The sequence below is a fragment of the Algoriphagus yeomjeoni genome (assembly GCF_049821175.1).
In the GTDB taxonomy this organism is placed as follows: domain Bacteria; phylum Bacteroidota; class Bacteroidia; order Cytophagales; family Cyclobacteriaceae; genus Algoriphagus; species Algoriphagus yeomjeoni_A.
Genome location: NZ_CP187512.1, coordinates 1370939 through 1389586, shown reverse-complemented (window position 1 = coordinate 1389586; position 18648 = coordinate 1370939). Strand labels below are relative to the sequence as shown.

Below are 18648 nucleotides of genomic sequence, written 5' to 3'. Positions count from 1 at the left end.
TTTACAGGGTTATGCTAAATCCAAAGTTGAACAAACGTTGTTGTGGATAAACGAGTCCGTTAGCTGCTCCGATCTCTGGATCAATTCCAAACTCCTTCACATTGTCAAAAGAGAAAAGGTTAGTACCATTGGCGTAGATACGAAGAGCAGTTATTCCGATTTTATCCAAAGTAGCAGGAGATAAGCGGTATCCTACTTCTAGGTTTCTAAGTCTCATGTACTTCACATTGGTCAACCAGAATGTGTTTTTTCTATTGTACAAGTGATCTGCTCCAAATCTTCTGATAGCAGGGTAGTGACCTGGAATCCACTCGCTGTCTGCGTTGTATAAATCTTCTCTGTGCCATCTGTCTTCAAACATAAAGTCTGGAGAAGTACCATTATTTTGGAATGGATATCTAAGCTCCCAGTTTCTGTTGAATGTCTGCATAGAAGCACCAGCAAAACCAAGAAAGACATCAAAACCTTTATAGTTCATCGAAGCATTAATACCGAAACTCGCATATGGATTGGCTCCTTCCGAATATCCAATAGGTCGCTCATCCATGCCATTTATCAAACCATCTCCGTTCACATCTTTGTAGATGAAATCACCTGGGAGCAGGTTTCTATTTCCTTGCCCATCAATATTGACAGGGTGGTTGTTGATTTGTTCCTGACTTTCAAATCTGCCTTCTACCTCATAGCCCCAGTTGATATTTGCCCATCTTCCTTCTTGGTCATTTCTGTACTCATTCCAAGAATTACCAAATCTAGGCTTGTAGCGATCTATAGTTTTCAATCTCGAGATAGTTGCGTTAGCACTAACGCTGAAATTCAATTCGCCAACTTTGCTTGCATAGGTAATAATACCCTCTACGCCTCTATGGGCATCTGATTCTAGGTTTTCAGGCGGTAAACCATAACCTACTTCTGCAGGAAGAAGCACATCGTATCGTCCAGCAGGAAGGCCTGTTCTTCTTCTTTCGAAGATATCTGCCTGTAAAAACAACTTATTATCAAAGAAATAAGAATCCAATCCAAAGTTTATGTTGGTATTGACAATCCAGGAAAGATTGGTAACTGGAATTCCTCTAGGATCAACTCCGGGCACGAATGAACCATTCAAAATTGCGCTTCCGCCCGCAGTCGGGATAAAATTATATCCAGAATAATAGCTGAATGGGTCTACAATGAATCCGCCAGTACGATCACTTCCTGTTTGTCCCCAGGATGCACGCAGTTTCAATCCACTTAGGAATTTGCCCTTTACATTTTCCATGAATGACTCATTTGATACTTGCCATCCTGCAGATACTCCAGGGAAGAAACCATAGCGATTTTCTTCGTCAAATAGGAAGGTTCCATCATATCTACCAAAAACCTCTAATAGGTATTTCTCTTTGTAGTTATAATTTATTTTGGCTAGATATCCTTCTCTGGCTTCCTGGTAGATCTGATCAATTAATAGATCCTGATCCGCGAAAGACATGAGAGGTATGTAATTGTTTGGTGGCACGGTATGCACTACCATGTAGTGAGAATCTTGACTCCAACGCTCATATACACCAATTGCTGAAAGGAAGTGATCTCCAAATTTTTTGCTGTAATTAGCTTGAAGCTGAGCTACTTTATCAATCGTATTACGCTTTCTTCTTTCCCTCCAAGGGTTTTGATTTCCCCATTCCGGTCGAGTTTCATAGATTCCAGTATCCTCATTGTAGATATAACCATCATAGGTATATTCGAATCCATCAAAATCAAAATTATTGAAACTATAAGAGTATGTAGCTTTTAAGGATAACCCGAAGTCAAATTCATATTGCGCGAAGAAGTTAGCCTTAATTGCTCTATTGATTTCATCAACGTAGCCTGTAACTTCGTTCGTGTAGGTTGCAGGGTTCACATTGATATTGTGAACATCTCCATTTACATAATTTGGATTATCATTCGCATATGGTCTTTCAGTTGGCCACATGGTGAAAATACTCAAGAATGGATTGAAATAATCATCTAGTCCAGGTACACCTACCTGCTCTCTATTTTCCAGACGACCACTAAGTTGAGTACCTACAGTAAATCCATCTGCCAGTGTCATATCAATATTCGACTGAAAGTTAGTTCTCTGGAATAAGTAATCATCAATAAGTGCGTCTTGTCCCAAATGAGAAAGAGAGAAGAAATACTTCGTGTTTTCAGATCCTCCGGTAGCACTTGCATTGATTGAGGATTGCGGGACGTTTGGCTTCATGATGAAATCATAGTAGTCAAAGCTTTGAAATCCCCGCTCAGTTCCTTGTTCCCATTTTGCCAAATCCTCAGGACTGATGGTTGGTGTTCCTCCCAAGTTTACTTCTGATTCGGCATTTGCGCGAACGTGCTGAAAAGCATTGGCTGGCTGAGGATATCTGGTAAAGTTTTGTAGTCCATAATATCCTGATAATGAGATTTCAGGTTTTCTATTTTGGCTACCTCTTTTGGTAGTAACTAGCACCACACCGTTGGAAGCTCTCATACCATAAATTGCAGCTGATGCATCTTTCAATACAGAGATAGTCTCAATATCAGATTGTCCTAGGTTATTAAATTGCGCTGCATCTGAGGGAATCCCGTCAATTACGTATAAGGGAGCACCCATATTTCTAATTTGAATGGATGTACTAGCTCCTGGACGCGCATCTGTCTGCCTTGCAGTCACACCTTGCATTTTACCTACTAAAGCACCAGAAGTAGTGATAGCTGGAGTTCGTAAAAGATCTTCTGCTTTTACTTCACTGACAGCTCCTGTAATAGTGCCTCGCTTCTGAACACCATATCCTACAACCAAAACCTCTTCGAGATCGGCAAGATTTTCTGTAAGTGTTACATTAATTGTGGATTGATTACCTACCTGGATTTCTTGTGAATTAAATCCAATGAAGGTGAATACCAAAGTACTTTCAGAGTCTGGCACCGAGAGGGAATACCTTCCGTCCAAATCTGTTGCTACACCTGTAGTCGTGCCTTTCACCATTACAGTGACACCAGGTAGTGGGAAACCTTTAGCATCATATACAGTGCCGCTGACATCTATAGCCATATCATCCATAGTAATAGTTGCTGACTCTAACTTATTAGCAATACTCTCGGTGATACTTATAAAACTTGACAACAACAACATACAGATAAAAAAGGCACTCTTTTGTAAAGAATTACATTTCATATTATTATGTGTTAGATTGAAATAAACATTATTTTAAAATCAATATTATTCTACCCTGCCTAATTTTAGGCAAGTACCATTAGCACGAAATTCAAAATCATTGAAGAAAAATTCTGAAAAAACTACTCTTCTACATTAGATTATGAAATCGAATTAATCTGCTGATATCCAGATTATTAAAATTTTTTAGGGAACTCTTGTGAGTTTTGTGGAGAGCTTCTCAGAGAAAGCCATGTGTGCAGGTAAATACAGCCTGCATGAAGTGTTTTGACATTGGTTTTTGGGTTTAGTTAGACAAATAATTAAAACAAAATATGTCCAATTTATTCTTCGACGAATCTTCCTGCTGAAGTGAAGTCGAAGGTAAATTTTCATTTTGCGACTTGGCCTGGTTGGTTTTCAAATTTGGCTAGACCAGATCTTTTTTTATTTTACTATTTACTCGATACTAATTTCTCGATATAGATTTTAAAAAACCAACTGTATAAAACCTTTTATTTACTGTTTTATGACCAAAAATTAAATTATTAAAGTATGTTTTGGCTAGAGTATTTTCTAAAAATATTTTTTGGAACATCTCATAATAGATATGAAATCAAGTCAGTTTAGCAGGAAAAAATCATACAAGTATTCTCAGGTAATTGTACTATATGCAAATACCATTGGATCTGTATCAGGAATTCAAGAGGATAGCAGGCACAACATCAAGACCTTGTCCCTAACTACTTGATTTTTATGGATTATTTCAATTGAATGTAATTATTTTATAAATTTCATACTAATAATTCCTCCCTAAATAGCATTATTTTTATATCCTTTTACAGGGAAAATTATAGCAAATTAAACCACAAGTAAATTAGCTTAAAGTAGAAGTTATCGATATACTCATAAAAGATAATTTAAGCAAATTACTTTTTGTGAAGAGTATTAATAAGCATGTTAACCTTAGGTTTCAAAATTTAATAGTAGGCCAACCTTCTTCATCCCAGTCAATTTCTTTGATAACCAGCTTGGACCGTCCGTTATCTTCCTTGTCATATCCATGGGCTACAAATAGTGTTTTGCCATCGTAATCATATACCGAGCAATGTCCAATACCTGCATATTTATCGGTCTCACCTGCGATTAGCTCTCCACCACCTGCATACATAGGTTTATCCGCCTTGTCTAAATAAGGTCCACGGATATCCTTTGACCTACCAACTATTGTTTTATAAGTGCTATTCAAGCCTTTGCAACAATAATCTATAGAGGCAAAAAGATAAAAATATTCCTCTCTTTGGTAGATATAAGGGGCTTCAATTGCACCATTTCCAGCATTATCGTCTGCCCTTCCAAAGGTGCGCTCTTGTTGAGCAATTCCGTACCACTCTTGTGGTTCTGCCACTGATTTCATATCTGGCCCAAGTTTAACCAACTTCAAACCTCCCCAAAATGAACCGAAGGACAACCAGCCTGTAGTTGTACCTGTTTCCTCTTCGACAAAAATCACATTTGCGTCAATCGCATTCCAATAGTCTCTTCCTGGAACTGATTGTAAGATCATACCCTGATCCTCCCATTTATAATCAGAGCTTGTTTGATCCAGCGTCTTGTTTGTCATGACGCCAATCGCAGAGGTGTTTTTCCCAAAGGCAGAAGGTGAATAATAGAGGTAATAAAGGCCATTGTAAAATTGAATATCTGGAGCCCAGAAACCACCTCTATAACCTGGAACAATATCATTAGTCACCCATTCCAGATTTCTAGGAAGTGGTTCTATTCTGGTCCAATTTTCTAAATCACTACTCTTTGCCACTCCACCGTGAGTCATAAAAAGGTAGTATAAACTATCCTGCTTCATCATCACCGGATCGTGAACAATTAATCCTTTGCTATCATCTTGAACACGTTGGGCCATAAGTCCTGTGGCAAAAAGCAGGTAGGCAATAAAAAAAGCAGCTGTATAATGAGCTAGTTTAAATTTTGTTTGATTAGGATTAGTCATTTGGGTAAGATTTTTATGTAGCATAAACAGAGGAAATAATAATTTTAACCATCTGAATATTTATATGTCAACGAAATGGAAATGTAGTTTTCAAAGTCAATACTCAGAGATGAACTGAACCAAAACTTATTTATGATACTGAATAAATCAGAAGTGCTTTGGTGTTTTGCGGTTACAGATTCTTCTTGAATTTCTAGGTTTATGGCTTCAGGTGTTTGCCAAAAAACTTTTCGATTGCGGGATCGGTCACTTCGAGTTGGCTTGAATATGCCACATCATGACCACCACTTACCTCTATATATTCTATTTCGGCACCTGCATTCTTCATCTTCGTTACAAAATCACGCGTGAGGACTGGCTTTACCACCGGATCTTCTGTTCCTTGAATTAGAAGCATTGGAGGATGGTCTGCGGAAATATATCCTATTGGCCACCAAATTGGCTTGGACATTGGAGTCTCACGACCCAACTCAGTAGGAGGAGACCCTGCAGCGACTGCATTTACATGGCTGGAATATTCTTGATAACTTCCATCACCTTCTAGTTCCTCTACTTCTGAAGTCATGCCAAGCATCAAAGCTAAATGTGCCCCAGCTGAGTGACCATAGGTTCCAATTCTTTCAGGATCTACATGTAACTCCTCGGCATGTGCGCGTAGCCAACGAACCGCATTTTTAACATCTTCTATACAAGCAGGAAAGCCAGCTTCACCTGTTAATCTGTATTCAACATTGATCGTTACATATCCTTTCTCTGCGTAATCAACCATCATTTTTTGATATACATCCACAGACTTAGAGCCCATGGACCATCCACCTCCATGCACTATCACAAGAGCTGGGCGTAAGGCGGATCCTTGATCATTTGGTGTAGCCAAGTCCAGCTTCCATGCATTACTCTCTCCCTCACGATAAACAATATCTCTTTTAATAGATATAGCCTCATACTCAGAAGTTAGATTAGAATCATTTTTAGGGCCTTGGGCTATTGAAATAATAGAAAATAATAGCAGCAAGAGTAGAGTCAGTTCCAGTCTTTTTTTAAACATGATTATTTTAGGGTTTATGTTAATTCTGGGTTTACAATACGTAGGATATAACCTTACAATACATATTTTGAGATAAAATATGCAAAGTTGTTTACTTCCTAACAGTACTATAGTGGGATTTTTTTGGCTGTAACTTTCACCCTCTATTAAAATAAATAGAGTGCACGGAAAGAAATTAATACAACTAATGGAAAAAGGGGTAGTAGAACTTTCTACTACCTCTTGATATACTTGAACCCAATCTCAAACTATTTAAAATTTACTTTTAAGATAGCCTGTTTACTTAATGATTTTTTGGCCAGATTGGCCATTTTTCAGCTTTTATTACAGTTTCTATTAATTACTAGTTGGGATAAAAAAAATTAGATTTCCAAACTGAATTAATAAAGACTCTTGTTCTAAATTACTTATACTTTTTGCGGTGTTTCAAATTACTTTTTCCCATAAAGTGAGAAGAAGATAAACTTGATTTACCTGCATTTATCTAGCAAAATTCAGGAATCAAACTTTTAGAACTCTTTAAAACTATATCAGCTTCAAGTCGCTATAGTCTGGACTTAAAATTGAAAAGTTTTCCTTTTCAATTGATTAAATTCCTTCAATTTTTGATTCAATGCAATTGGAATAATCATATTCAAATCAAATCAAACTTTGGTGTTCAGAAGTAAGATTGCTTTTCTCAAATTCTCTACTTTCAAAGCCTGCTCATTAAATACTTCACTAATTTCTTTTTTTAATTAATGAATTTCTTCCTGTTTTGATTTAAAAAGTGACTGAATTATGCTTATTTATATTATTCTAGCCCTTGAATTGTATAGTAAATCAGACACTAATCGTGAAAATGACCTAAAAAGAATTTGAAATTGCTTTGAATACGTTTTTTTTAATCAGAGAAATTGAGGGGTAAAGGCTTGATTTTTTAGCAGCATTTTCAGGAGTAAGACCAGGTGAATTTCTTATTGTAAAGTAGAGAGATACCCCAGATGAAGGCGACATTAAGCGTCATCAAAATTGAGGTTCGGCTTGAAGAACTCAATCAAATCTTAAGATTGATGGTTTAATCTAGTCAGTTCTTGTTGGTACATTTTTTTTGAAAATTCAATACACCTGTACCTTTTTGTATTAATAAATTATCCCTTTAGACAGAGATTAAAAATTATAACCCTGCTTTCAGAGGGCTAAACTGAATGGCTAGTATAGCTTGAGCAGTGGAGCTGATAAAAATGTAAGTTGTATGACTTTATGCCATTTTATTTGACTGAGGAGAAAACTTGTGAGTAAGGTTCCTTTGTGGCGTTAAGTTTAGCGCATGATGGGTTGCTGCCTTTTCAATGCCTATTAACCAAATAATTATACTGAAATCAGTTTAAAATGATAATTAGACTCTTCTTTTTTGTTCCAAGTGATCTCTCGGCTTAAATGATAAAATGCTTCCAGTAGAGTTGCATTTTTCATTTTACCTGCATCTATGGCTTTAAAGCCTATTAACTCGATTAATCTTTTTATCCGAATTTTTTCAAAGTTTGAATCTCCGCAAAAGTAGGTTTCCTTCACTATTCCCAGCACATCGGAATTTGGATAATCAAGTCCAAGGTTATTGAAAGCTTTGAAAATTATAGCTTTTGGAGCTGACCTGCGAATCAACTGTGTATTTCCAGTGCTTAGCTTTTTATCATAATCGCCGTTGGTACAATCGATTATAATCTTGTCTTCCAGATCCACTTCTTTTAGTTCCTGGCAAACTTGTGCTAAATGCTCATTTTCACAGCAAATCAAAACTATCTCCGATTGTATGATAGCAGATTGGTAAGGGCAAAGTCTATCATAGAAACGGTTGAGAACCTTCCATTCGGCTTCATCAATATTAAAATCTGTGCGGACACCAAATACAACAGAAAGTCCTGCATCTATGTATTTTTTGCCTAGGGATTTGGCTAGGCTAGTTCCTCCAAGGATTCCTAATTTCATATAATTCTTCTTTTTAAGTTAGCGCTGGAGGATGGGTAATAAACTGTCCAAACACTGATTTGAAATGACTAGAAACTGATTGCAAACAGGCACTTGAGCATAGAAATTAATGGTAGATCAAGTGACTTTTTTAACTTCCTTTTCCTTAGCACTTTTCTAATTTATGTCTTGCGGAAAAAGAATAAAGCTTTGAAAACTAGTACAATACCGTTGAAATTCAAAAGGAAATTTTGAAATAAATGATAGGACTTCATGAAAATCATAAGTTGGGATTGAAAGTCCAAAAAAGTGAGTTTATAAATTTAAACCCTCACAAAATATTTTTCTCGAGATGGTATTATTTGGGGAATATAGCACGAATCAGGAATGTGCAGGCGATAAATGCTTTAAAACTATATGAGCCAATTCGACCTCATAATTATCTCTTTGGGCTTCAGATAATTGTAAATAATTAGTCTTGATCCTACTGCCAAATAGCAGTAAAGTTCTTGAAGATGAGGTAGAGTCTAACCTTAGAATTTTACGAAGATTCTAAAAATAATTATAGAAAAGTATTAAGAGATTTAATGGACATTAATACTTCGTATTATTGTCATTTCTTTCAATCCAATCTTTTTTTTACTTCGTCCTTCTGCCCCAAAAAAAATCGGAGCAGGCTTTGACACAAAAGACCCAATCCTGAGCTATCGGAGTCAACCTTTGGCCATTGAGTTACCTCGCAATTCCCCTCCCGCCCAAAGTCATTTTCTGCAAATAAATGCCTCTGAGGGAGGATGGAAATGAATTCTATTGATTTGTCCTTTTGGGGTTTATGGTACAGAAACCCCATAACAAAAGTGGGGGAGTTTGGTTAAAATGACATGTCTATCAAACCTATAAAACCTAAAGCAGGTCAAGAATCAGTTTGGGACTACCCACGTCCTCCAAGACTTGAATTTTGCGGGAAACATCTTCGTATTGTTTTTAATGGGGTAATCATTCTTGATACCAATCGCTCCTTTCGAATGCTGGAAACCAGCCATCCACCCACGTATTACATTCCTCTGGATGCTTTCAAAGAAGGAGTTTTGATTCCTGCTCAAGGTTCTACCTATTGTGAGTGGAAAGGCACTGCCAATTATTACTATATACAAGTAGGGGCCAAAACTGCTTCTCGGGCGGCTTGGGGCTATCTCAATCCTAATAAGGCATATCCTCAACTTCAAAAAACCATTTCCATTTATGCCCATCTTATGGATGCATGTTATGTAAATGATGAAAAAGTCCAGGCCCAAGAGGGAGATTTTTATGGTGGCTGGATCACTAGTGACATTGTAGGACCATTCAAAGGAGTGGCAGGAACTTGGGGATGGTAAATTGCTTTTAGGGATTCGAGAAAGGGGATTAGAGATTAAAAAAGTGGTTCTACCCTGAATTTAATGGAAAAGCAAGTTGGGTTTTAAACTAATTTCTCTAGTAGAGAGTATAGGTTCGGATTATCATTGCGGCTTTTTTCTTTAGGAGACTTAACATTTTTCTAACACATTACCCCTTTCTCTATAGGTTTTCTTTGTCACTTTTTGGCGGCCAAAAAGTAACCCCGCACACAGGCGGGCAGGCAAAAAGCCCTGAGCCTCGGTCTTTTCTTTCCGCTGTGTGGTGTAGTGCTACTTTATGCTGAGCAAACAGCGGAATTTTGTACTGCATTTCACACCTAAAAATGACTCCCTGCCCAAACCTGGCCCAAGTCTAAAAATGCCTAAAGGGCATTTTCTTTACGACTTGTCCTCTCGTACCTCGGGAGCTGAGTCATTTTCTTCACGGTGTTCAATTCAGTACAAAACCGAAAATCCCGAAAGGCTCACCCATCCGGATGCTAGCCTCCGGAAACCATCTTCACCAGGTATTCAATTATCGATTCCATTAAATTCGTGGTAGTACCAAAAAAGTTATGGATTAGAACGCCATTGCGAGGATAAATTAAGGACCGAAGGGAATTGATTTCGACGTGGCAATCTAGGCTATAGCTCCCGAATCAAACTTTACGATGTAGAAAAGTAACTTTTCATTTGTGGCAATATTTCGCAAATGCATGATTGCGAAGTACACAAAAAAGCCTCCAAAATCTATCTTATGTACATTTTAGAGGCGGTTTTATTTATATCCGAGCTGACTTTTCCCTTTAGCTTAGTCCATGTTTTTCTTTTCTATTACCCAGCCTGCTGATTTCGCTAATGCTGGAGAGTCGCCAGTGAAAAGCTTTCCCGCTTCCTCATCTCCTTTCAACTGCCAGAGATACCAATTTAGTGCTACCCGGGCAAATTCTCCACCATGTGGCTGTGCATAGGTGCCCCCATGTCCTACATCCAGATTTCCAACAAAAACAGGAATATGATTGATGCGGCTAAAATCGTCCATTCCATTTCCATAAGCGATGTCTGATTCTCCACCCAGTAAATAGAGTGTAGGAACTTTGATTCTTTGTAACTGTTCCTTGCCGACCTGTGGCATTCCAGACATTCCACCTCCAGGATTCCCCAATACACCGCTATTAAATACGCCAACCGTGGTGATTCTAGGATCATCGGCAACCTCTATAGTTTGCAAACCTCCGCAGGACATACCGCTCACTGCAATGTTCTTGATATCGATTTTTTGATAATAGGGGTTGTTTGGATCATTATTTTGTGCAATAGCCCAGTCTATGGCATCCAGTAGTTTTTGTGATTTGGAACGGGTATCAGTCTGTTTGGGCATAGTACCGATTGCGACAACCAGAAAACCATGAGAAGCTATTTCATTCAGAAAATTGATATGCTCCCAGGGAGAATCAAAACAGGCACCATTGCCCCATGCGATCAATGGAAGCTTTTGTGCTCCGCCAAATGACTCAATATCTTGAGGTCTAAAGATGGTATGTGTGGGCAAACTGCTCTCCGAAGTCATGACAGCTGGATACGTACCTGTGCCACCATTTTCAATAATTTCGCTTAGGGTGCTTTTTTGAAAAACAAGATGTTCTGAAAAGAAAGGCAAGGCTTTGGTTTCAATGCGTTCCGCGATGCGGTTCAAATGGTCACCTTCGTAGCTTTCATACATGTGCTCGATCTGGTAAGAATCCAGTACCTCATGCAGTTTTTTGGTAGCAGCGCTGATTCCTCTATCTTTTGTTCCGGCATCCATTCCTATGGCTTTTAGCCTTTTCAGGTTTGGGATATACTGATCAATTGTGGTGAGCGTTCGGCTTGCGATGATCTTATTGATAATATCCTGACGCGGCGAGCCATCCTTTGCAGGTAGGTCCAAATAGAAGGGAGGATTTTGGGGATTTGGTGCAAAAGCAGCAGAAGTAGCAAGGGCTGCAATTTCTCCAAAGGATGCATCATCAAGTTGTTCCGAAGTGAAGTTTTCCAATTTTGAGATCATCTCAGGATTGGTCGAAGGTCCGCCGTCCATACAGCAGGGACTCAGCGCATAGATGGCTGCATAGACATCAGGATATTTCATGCCCAAACGCATGGTGCCATAGCCGCCCATAGAATGTCCGGCAAGTCCTCTGCTTGCTTTATTGGCTAGGGTTCGGTACTTGGAATCTATGTAGGTCACCAGCTCTTGGGTGACAAAGGTTTCCCAGTCGCCTATCGTAGCCGAACTGGCATACATGCTTCCTTTAAAGGTATTATAAGCATTGGGCATCACAACAATCATCTCTTTAGAACCTCCACCGGAGAGAGACTTTTCGATCACATCTTGAAGATTGATCCAATGATCCTCCCATCCAAACCACTGGGAATCCGTGTCGGTAAACCCATGAAGCATGTAGAGGACAGGGAAGTTTCTGTTAGAATCAGTTTGATAAGAAGGAGGGAGATAGACCGTCACATCCCGATCTGGAGGATCACCGATTAGATTGCCCTCCAGTGCGCGGCTATGTACTTTGACTCGTTCTTTGGTTCCTTGTTGGGCTTGAGAGACAGTCAAGCCTAGGCATAGGAGTAGGGGAATAAGAAAAGTTTTTTGCATAGGTTATTAGGTTTAGGTTGTTGCTAAAAATAGGTCAAAATGAGTAGTTGTCCAACTAGACTAGGTAAAGCTTTTGGGGTTATTGGCTTGTTCTGCTATGCGAAAAAAGGGGGGGGTAGTTGAATTTAAAATGCTATGATAGGTGGTTCGACATTACAAATGTCGAATAGCGGTCAAATGTCGAACACCGGAGCTTAATATTAATGGAAAATCCGCAGCTGGGTAGGTTGCTGATTATAATAAAATATTAAAATGATTGATTGAAGTAGAGTAAATAGGTGGCGGTTACTTCCCGATGCAGAAAGTGTAGCTATTTATTTATCAGTATGTTAACGTTATTTCGGTACAAATACGGTACAAAAAATCCTTTTGACTTCATTTTATAGGCTTATTTCAATTTTAAATTGAATTTTTAGAAGTATTGTTTTTTGCTTCGATTTCAGGAATAGGGTAGTGTATGTTCTCGTTCGTGGGGATCAAGTTAACCCATAGCGATTTGGTATGGAAATCATGGATTTAGTAAGTAAAGTAGTTCTAAGTAAATCTTTGCTTCCTAATCATTCTGATTATTCTCACTCTATCTTTTTATTTGCTGAGTTGCAGTTTAAAATCCGTATACCTCAAAATCCATGATTTAAGTAATCCTTTTTTATTAATTGATAAATCTCTGCAGAATTTGTGGTCATCAAATATTATTAAGAGATGCACGAATGCGGGTTTTCGGACTTTTTCACCTTTTTTTTGGATCTCTAGAAAGGTTTTGCATGGTAATTTCAACTTAATTTAGTTGAAGGGCCTACCCATTTTATCGAATCAATCCAGAAATTATAATGACTATGAATTTTAGTAGACTAGGGACAATCATTTTGTTTTTTATGCTTGTTGCATTTCAATCCATTGCTCAGTCAAATCATGTAGTACGAGATGAAAATGGAAGGCATGTAATTCCAAGAGGTTTTGTAGTAAATACAAATGACGGTGCTGGAGAGCTTTTTTATACTTCAGATGACTATTTGAGAATGGTAAGAATGGGAGCCAATTACCAAGTGATCAGGTTGGAGTTGGGTAAACTCAGCAGTTTTCAGGGTAGCCAGTTGAAACCAGAATATTTGCTTAAGCTGGATAGCTTGGTTGAATTGGGAAAAGACCATGGTGTCAAGACCGTTTTCAAAATGACTGTTTATAGCGTAAAAGGTTTCAGTTGGGAAGATTTTTACCTGAATAAAAATGGTGCACAGGAAACGTATGTAGAGGCTTGGAAAAACATATGGAATCGATACAAAAATGATATTGCTGTAAAGGGTTATGACCTAGTCAACGAACCCAGAAAGCATGACATGGATATCTCCTATACTGAATTAACCAATAAATATCTAGTTCCTATTTATCAGAAGATTATAGATGAGTATCTAAAGATTGATCAGGGTAAATTGATGTATTGTCAGGCGATTTTTATGAATAAAGGCGATGCGATAAATCACAATCAATACGCAGAGATTACCCAGTCAATTGATCGAGAAAATGTGGTATTTACCCCACATATTTACCAAAATAAAAAACAATGGATTAGGCCTACTATGCTACGGTTTGTAAAGGAAGCAGAACTTCAGAACGGGCCAATGTTAGTGGGAGAGTGGGGGTATCCTACGCTCAAAACCACGGATACCTCAATCTCTGATCAATTAGACTATATAGACTATTACATGCATACTGCCCATCTATTTGACAGTCTTGGAGTCGGGACTATCAAAGCTTGGTTTTCAGGTAACCGGGTGATGCAGAATTTTCTCCCCGGTGGACCGTCAACTTGGGCGATTTTTAGTGATTCAACCGGAGTAGGTACCGTAGAAAGAAAATACATTACTGATATTATAGCAAGACCTTATCCACAGGCAATTGCGGGTGATATCCATACATTTAATTATGATTTTTCCACTCGAATATTAAAAGTGTCTTTGTTAACAGCTAGTAATAAAGGTGCATCTAAGTTCTTTATTGGAGCGAATAGACATTATCCAGATGGATTTACTGTTCGAATAGGAGAGGAATTGCTTTTAATTCACAATCCGATAAAAAAGGCAGGGCTGGAGATGCTAAAGAATACTGGTGAATGGGAAATGGATAACTTCATTTGGGACGAGATCAGGCAGGAATTAGTCATTTTGAAGTGGCCAAACGATCAACAGGAATTAACCCTTAAAATAGAGCCAGGAATTACTGGAAAGAGTATGTAATTTTTAAATAGCAAATTTCCTTACTAACGTCTAATGAATTAAATGTTAGTGAAATAGCTCAATAAAGACCCAAGACTATGTACATAAAAATAAACAGGATAGTATTTAGTGTTTCCTTTTACCTTTTGATTTTTGGTTTTGCGTTAGGCCAAGAATCAGCTCATAAAATATATCAAGAGGAGGATGGAATTTTCAAAGTTGAGGCAGAGGATTTTTTCACCCAAAGAAAAACTGATACAAGAAAGTGGGTGATACATCAAGATCAGACTAACTCGGAAGGATTAGCTGGTGCTGATGGGTATCATGCAGAAACCGCCAGTAATAATTCTTACATAGAAGTATTACCCGACACTAGAATTACGCATGAAGATGAATTGATAAGAGGAGAAAATTTCTCAGAAAAAGCCGGCGAAATGGCGGTTGTTCACTATCAGGTAAATTTTACTAAACCAGGGAGGTATTATGTTTGGGTGAGCGCTTATTCAACAGGAAGTGAAGACAATGGTGTACATGTTGGCATAGATGATACTTGGCCTGAGAGCGGACAGAGGATGCAATGGTGTGAAGGTAAAAATGCCTGGACGTGGGGGAATAGCCAACGAACGAAAGAAGAACACTGTGGCGTACCTCATCAGATTTTCTTGGATGTAGAAAATGCAGGTGTTCATACTATACAGTTTAGCATGCGGGAGGATGGTTTTGAATTTGATCAATTTCTTTTGACTCAGGACATCAATTATGTGCCTAAGCCTTTTGAAAATGGAGAAATCATAGCTCCCCCAGCAGGGAGGATTGCAATCGTTGCTGATGGAAATTCTCCTGATCCCGACGACCTGGGAGGGACAGCGGTTTCTTTAGCCTTGCTTCGAGCAGCCGGAATAACCGACCGATTGGTGCATTATTCTCATAGTTGCGATTTAGTTAGAGGAAACAGAATATCAGAAAGGGCTGAAAAGGAACGGCACCTTATGATGCAGATGGCTTGTGATGTGACAGCCCGGCGATGGGGAGGATATGATTCTTTGATTTTTTATGATGCACTTTGGCAGAAGGAAGAGACTGTCAGGGATCTTGCCCATGCCATTAATCAATCCACTGCTGATGACCCATTGTGGATTGTGGAAGCAGGGGAGCCTGATATCATTGGTATGGCCTTGGCTGAATCCGATCAGCAAAAACACCAATTTGTAAAAGTGATTACACATCACCCTGCAAATGATGATGCCGGTGATTATTATACCTGGAAGCAAATCCTTGACTTTGGTGTTGAGGAAGTGCGAATTCCTGATCAAAACACACATCTTAAAGTGGATTTAGAAAAATGGGATTGGGCTAAGAACCATCCTGATTCCAGGGTTCAGTGGTTATGGATCTTGGGCAAAATGGCAGAGGTGGACGATGTGGTCAAGTTTCAAAAAGGGAAGTGGGATTGCTCGGATGCAGGTATGGTTCTTTACTGGATTACTGGAGCCACTTCAGGTGGATTAGAGTCAGGGAAAGTGGATGATGTCAAAAAAATACTGTTGGACTACATTTTTTCAAATCCAATTCCAAATTGAGTTAAATAAAATGTCTTTAGTCATTAGTATTCAGTGTTGTAAATAATTTTTTGAACTGATTTTTTCAATTAATAATTTTCCATTTTTGGACAAAATCACCCTGTTTTTAGACTTTTAGAAGTGGATTTTGAGTGTTATTTGATGTCTCTATAACAATAAAACTCAACAGTAAATTTTACCAAAAATGCGGGTAATACGATGTGTTAATTTCCTGGTTGGCACGCTCATCATCGGAGCAGTCATTACAGGTTGTCAATCCAATGCCATGGTCAATAAGGAAGAGGATCCTGATTCTGATTCTGATATTGATAAAAAAGTGTCCGAATTAGTAAGTCAGATGACCTTGGAAGAAAAGGTGGCAGAACTGACTCAGGATGCTCCACCGAATGAGCGATTGGGCATTCCCATGATGCAATACAGTGAGTGTCTTCATGGCCTTTGGTTGCCTGGTGCTACAGTGTATCCACAAGCGATAGCTTTGGGTTCAACATGGGATCCAGAAGCAATCAGATCAATGACTACTGCTATTGCAAAGGAAGCTAGAGCTGCTAACCTGACTCATTGTTATTCTCCAAACTTAGATGTAATAACCGGTGATCCCAGGTATGGAAGAGTAGAGGAATCCTATGGAGAAGATCCTTATTTAGTTTCAAAAATGGGAGTTGCCTTTATAGAAGGATTGCAGGGGACAGGTGAAGAGCAATTTGATGAGAATCATATCATGGCTACTGCAAAACACTTTGTAGCTTATCCGGAAAACCGTCGGGGAATTAATGGAGGGTTCAGTGATATTTCTGAGCGAAGATTATTTGAAATTCATCTTCCACCTTTTGAGGCTGCTGTAAAAGAGGCTGGTGTTGGAGCAATAATGCCCGGCCATCAAGATCTGAACGGAATTCCGTGTCATATGAATACCTGGTTGATTCAGGACTTATTGAGAGACGAATGGGGGTTTGAAGGATTTGTAGTATCGGATAACAATGATGTTTCCAGACTTCACCACATGCATTACATAGCCAAATCCAGAAAAGAAGCTGCCGTTCTAGGATTACAAACAGGTGTAGATATGGATTTGGTGATTGGGAAAAACCCAGCCGATGCGGCTTACATCATGAATGTATTGAAAGATACACTGAACAGTAATCCTGATTTGGTCAAACATGTAGATGCAAGTGTATCTCGAATTCTTAAGATGAAATATAAACTTGGCCTGTTTGATCAAGAGAACACCGATGAGGTGAAGACTGTAGTCAGTACGCCTGAGAGTCAGGAACTAGCACTTGATATTGCGAAAAAAGCGGTAGTGCTTCTTAAAAATGAAAACTCTTTGTTGCCACTTAACAAAGATAAAATTAAGTCTATTGCAGTGATTGGCCCAAATGCGCATGAGGAAGTGCCTGAAGGTAAAAAGTATACGTTGATGGGAGGCTATTCTGGAATTCCGCCCTATTATACCTCCATTTTGGAAGGGATAAAACAAAAAGTTGGAGATCAAATTCAGGTCAATTATGCCGAGGGTGCACAACTAAATAGTGATTCGAAGGCTGGTTTTCAGGAAGCTATTGCAGCAGCAAATAAGTCTGATGTTGTAGTATTGGCAGTGGGCGGATCCACGCTCACTTGTGGAGAAGGAACTGATAGAGACGACTTGGATCTTTTTGGTGTTCAGAATGAATTGGTTGAAGCATTAACTAAAACAGGAAAACCTATCGTGGTAATTCTGGTCAATGGTAGACCTTTGACCATTAATTACATCGCTGAAAATGTACCTGCGATCATTGAAAGTTGGTATCTGGGAATGAGAAGTGGAGATGCGCTTGCTGAGGTGCTGTTTGGGGATTACAATCCCGGAGGAAAACTTACGGTTTCTTTTCCGCGCTCAGTTGGTCAGCTTCCAGTTACCTATTTAGAAAGACCTGACTTTGTTGGATCCGGCAAAGGAGAATACAAATTCGCAGACAAAACGCCACTTTTTCCTTTCGGTTTTGGATTGAGCTATACCCAATTTAAATACTCCAATCTAAGGTTAGCTAAAACGAAAATCCATTCCAATGGATCAACGACCGTGTCTGTAGATGTGACAAATGCTGGAAAAATTCAGGGGGATGAGGTAGTTCAAATGTATATCCGGGATGATTTTGCCTCGGTGGGTCGGTATGATAAAATGCTTAAAGGATTTGAACGGGTTTCTTTGAAACCAGGAGAAACAAAAACAATTCAATTTGAATTGAGCCCAGAGAACCTTTCTCTTTACAATCAAAAAATGGAAAAGGTCGTAGAGCCAGGTGATTTTACTATTTCAATTGGTACCTCAAGCATGGAAAAGGATTTAAATACTATAAAATTGAGCGTACTATAAAGCAACTTTTTCAGAGGGTTTAGGTTGTTTAGCTCAATAGGGAGAGGATTGGCATATCTTCTCCCTTTTTTTGCTTCTGGACTTTAGGGTAAGCAGTATGGGGCAGTACAGCAAAGTCTGCTTTTTGTAGTTATTTCACCAAGGCCTATTAAGTCTCCTTATAAAGTGGCTATGGGCTTTATTGCTTTCAGGAGTTTGAACAAGACATTGTTACATCAATATTTTACCATTTTGATGCATTTCGAACTTGGAATTTCTCTATTATTAAACTCTCGACCGGTATAAAGTCGATTAACAACCCAAATATGAC

General features: G+C 38.7%; 9 protein-coding genes. 4 read left to right on the top strand and 5 right to left on the bottom strand.

Going from position 1 to position 18648, the window contains the following annotated elements; genetic code table 11:
* Position 1 precedes the first annotated feature (1 nt).
* The 4 genes from ACPUEN_RS05635 to ACPUEN_RS05620 form a co-directional block, all read right to left on the bottom strand.
* Positions 2-3139, bottom strand: coding sequence for a SusC/RagA family TonB-linked outer membrane protein (locus ACPUEN_RS05635; protein ID WP_425640155.1), 3138 nt, complete (start codon positions 3137-3139; stop codon positions 2-4).
* Positions 3140-4133: 994 nt separating this feature from the next.
* Complete coding sequence (locus ACPUEN_RS05630; protein WP_425639134.1) at positions 4134-5168, bottom strand: arabinan endo-1,5-alpha-L-arabinosidase; 1035 nt, start codon at positions 5166-5168, stop codon at positions 4134-4136.
* A gap of 199 nt (positions 5169-5367) precedes the next feature.
* Positions 5368-6216: an alpha/beta hydrolase fold domain-containing protein gene (locus tag ACPUEN_RS05625; RefSeq protein WP_425639133.1), complete on the bottom strand. Its 849-nt coding sequence runs from the start codon at positions 6214-6216 to the stop codon at positions 5368-5370.
* A 1350-nt stretch (positions 6217-7566) separates the two neighbouring features.
* Positions 7567-8184 (bottom strand): NADPH-dependent F420 reductase, encoded by a 618-nt coding sequence (locus ACPUEN_RS05620; RefSeq protein ID WP_425639132.1) that lies wholly within the window; start codon positions 8182-8184, stop codon positions 7567-7569.
* Positions 8185-9044: 860 nt separating this feature from the next.
* Between ACPUEN_RS05620 and ACPUEN_RS05615 the strand changes: the two genes are divergently transcribed.
* On the top strand, positions 9045-9539 hold the full coding sequence (locus tag ACPUEN_RS05615) for a DUF427 domain-containing protein (protein ID WP_425639131.1): 495 nt from the start codon (positions 9045-9047) through the stop codon (positions 9537-9539).
* Positions 9540-10350: 811 nt separating this feature from the next.
* On the opposite strand, the gene ACPUEN_RS05610 is transcribed toward ACPUEN_RS05615, so the two are convergent.
* Complete coding sequence (locus ACPUEN_RS05610; RefSeq protein WP_425639130.1) at positions 10351-12186, bottom strand: alpha/beta hydrolase-fold protein; 1836 nt, start codon at positions 12184-12186, stop codon at positions 10351-10353.
* An 836-nt stretch (positions 12187-13022) separates the two neighbouring features.
* Here ACPUEN_RS05610 and ACPUEN_RS05605 point away from each other — a divergent pair.
* The 3 genes from ACPUEN_RS05605 (at position 13023) to ACPUEN_RS05595 (ending at position 18338) form a co-directional block, all read left to right on the top strand.
* Positions 13023-14420, top strand: a complete 1398-nt coding sequence (locus tag ACPUEN_RS05605; RefSeq protein WP_425639129.1) for a cellulase family glycosylhydrolase — start codon at positions 13023-13025, stop codon at positions 14418-14420.
* A gap of 77 nt (positions 14421-14497) precedes the next feature.
* Positions 14498-15979 carry a hypothetical protein gene (locus ACPUEN_RS05600; protein WP_425639128.1) on the top strand — a complete coding sequence of 494 codons (1482 nt, stop codon included), beginning with the start codon at positions 14498-14500 and terminating at the stop codon, positions 15977-15979.
* 184 nt (positions 15980-16163) lie between these two features.
* On the top strand, positions 16164-18338 hold the full coding sequence (locus tag ACPUEN_RS05595) for a beta-xylosidase (protein ID WP_425639127.1): 2175 nt from the start codon (positions 16164-16166) through the stop codon (positions 18336-18338).
* The last annotated feature ends 310 nt before the right edge of the window (positions 18339-18648 follow it).

Coding starts and splice junctions, on each gene's coding strand:
- ACPUEN_RS05605 (WP_425639129.1), top strand. CDS start 13,023: ATGAATTTTAGTAGACTAGGGACAATCATTTTGTTTTTTATGCTTGTT.
- ACPUEN_RS05600 (WP_425639128.1), top strand. CDS start 14,498: ATGTACATAAAAATAAACAGGATAGTATTTAGTGTTTCCTTTTACCTT.
- ACPUEN_RS05620 (WP_425639132.1), bottom strand. CDS start 8,184: ATGAAATTAGGAATCCTTGGAGGAACTAGCCTAGCCAAATCCCTAGGC.
- ACPUEN_RS05635 (WP_425640155.1), bottom strand. CDS start 3,139: ATGTTGTTGTTGTCAAGTTTTATAAGTATCACCGAGAGTATTGCTAAT.
- ACPUEN_RS05625 (WP_425639133.1), bottom strand. CDS start 6,216: ATGTTTAAAAAAAGACTGGAACTGACTCTACTCTTGCTGCTATTATTT.
- ACPUEN_RS05595 (WP_425639127.1), top strand. CDS start 16,164: ATGCGGGTAATACGATGTGTTAATTTCCTGGTTGGCACGCTCATCATC.
- ACPUEN_RS05630 (WP_425639134.1), bottom strand. CDS start 5,168: ATGACTAATCCTAATCAAACAAAATTTAAACTAGCTCATTATACAGCT.
- ACPUEN_RS05610 (WP_425639130.1), bottom strand. CDS start 12,186: ATGCAAAAAACTTTTCTTATTCCCCTACTCCTATGCCTAGGCTTGACT.
- ACPUEN_RS05615 (WP_425639131.1), top strand. CDS start 9,045: ATGTCTATCAAACCTATAAAACCTAAAGCAGGTCAAGAATCAGTTTGG.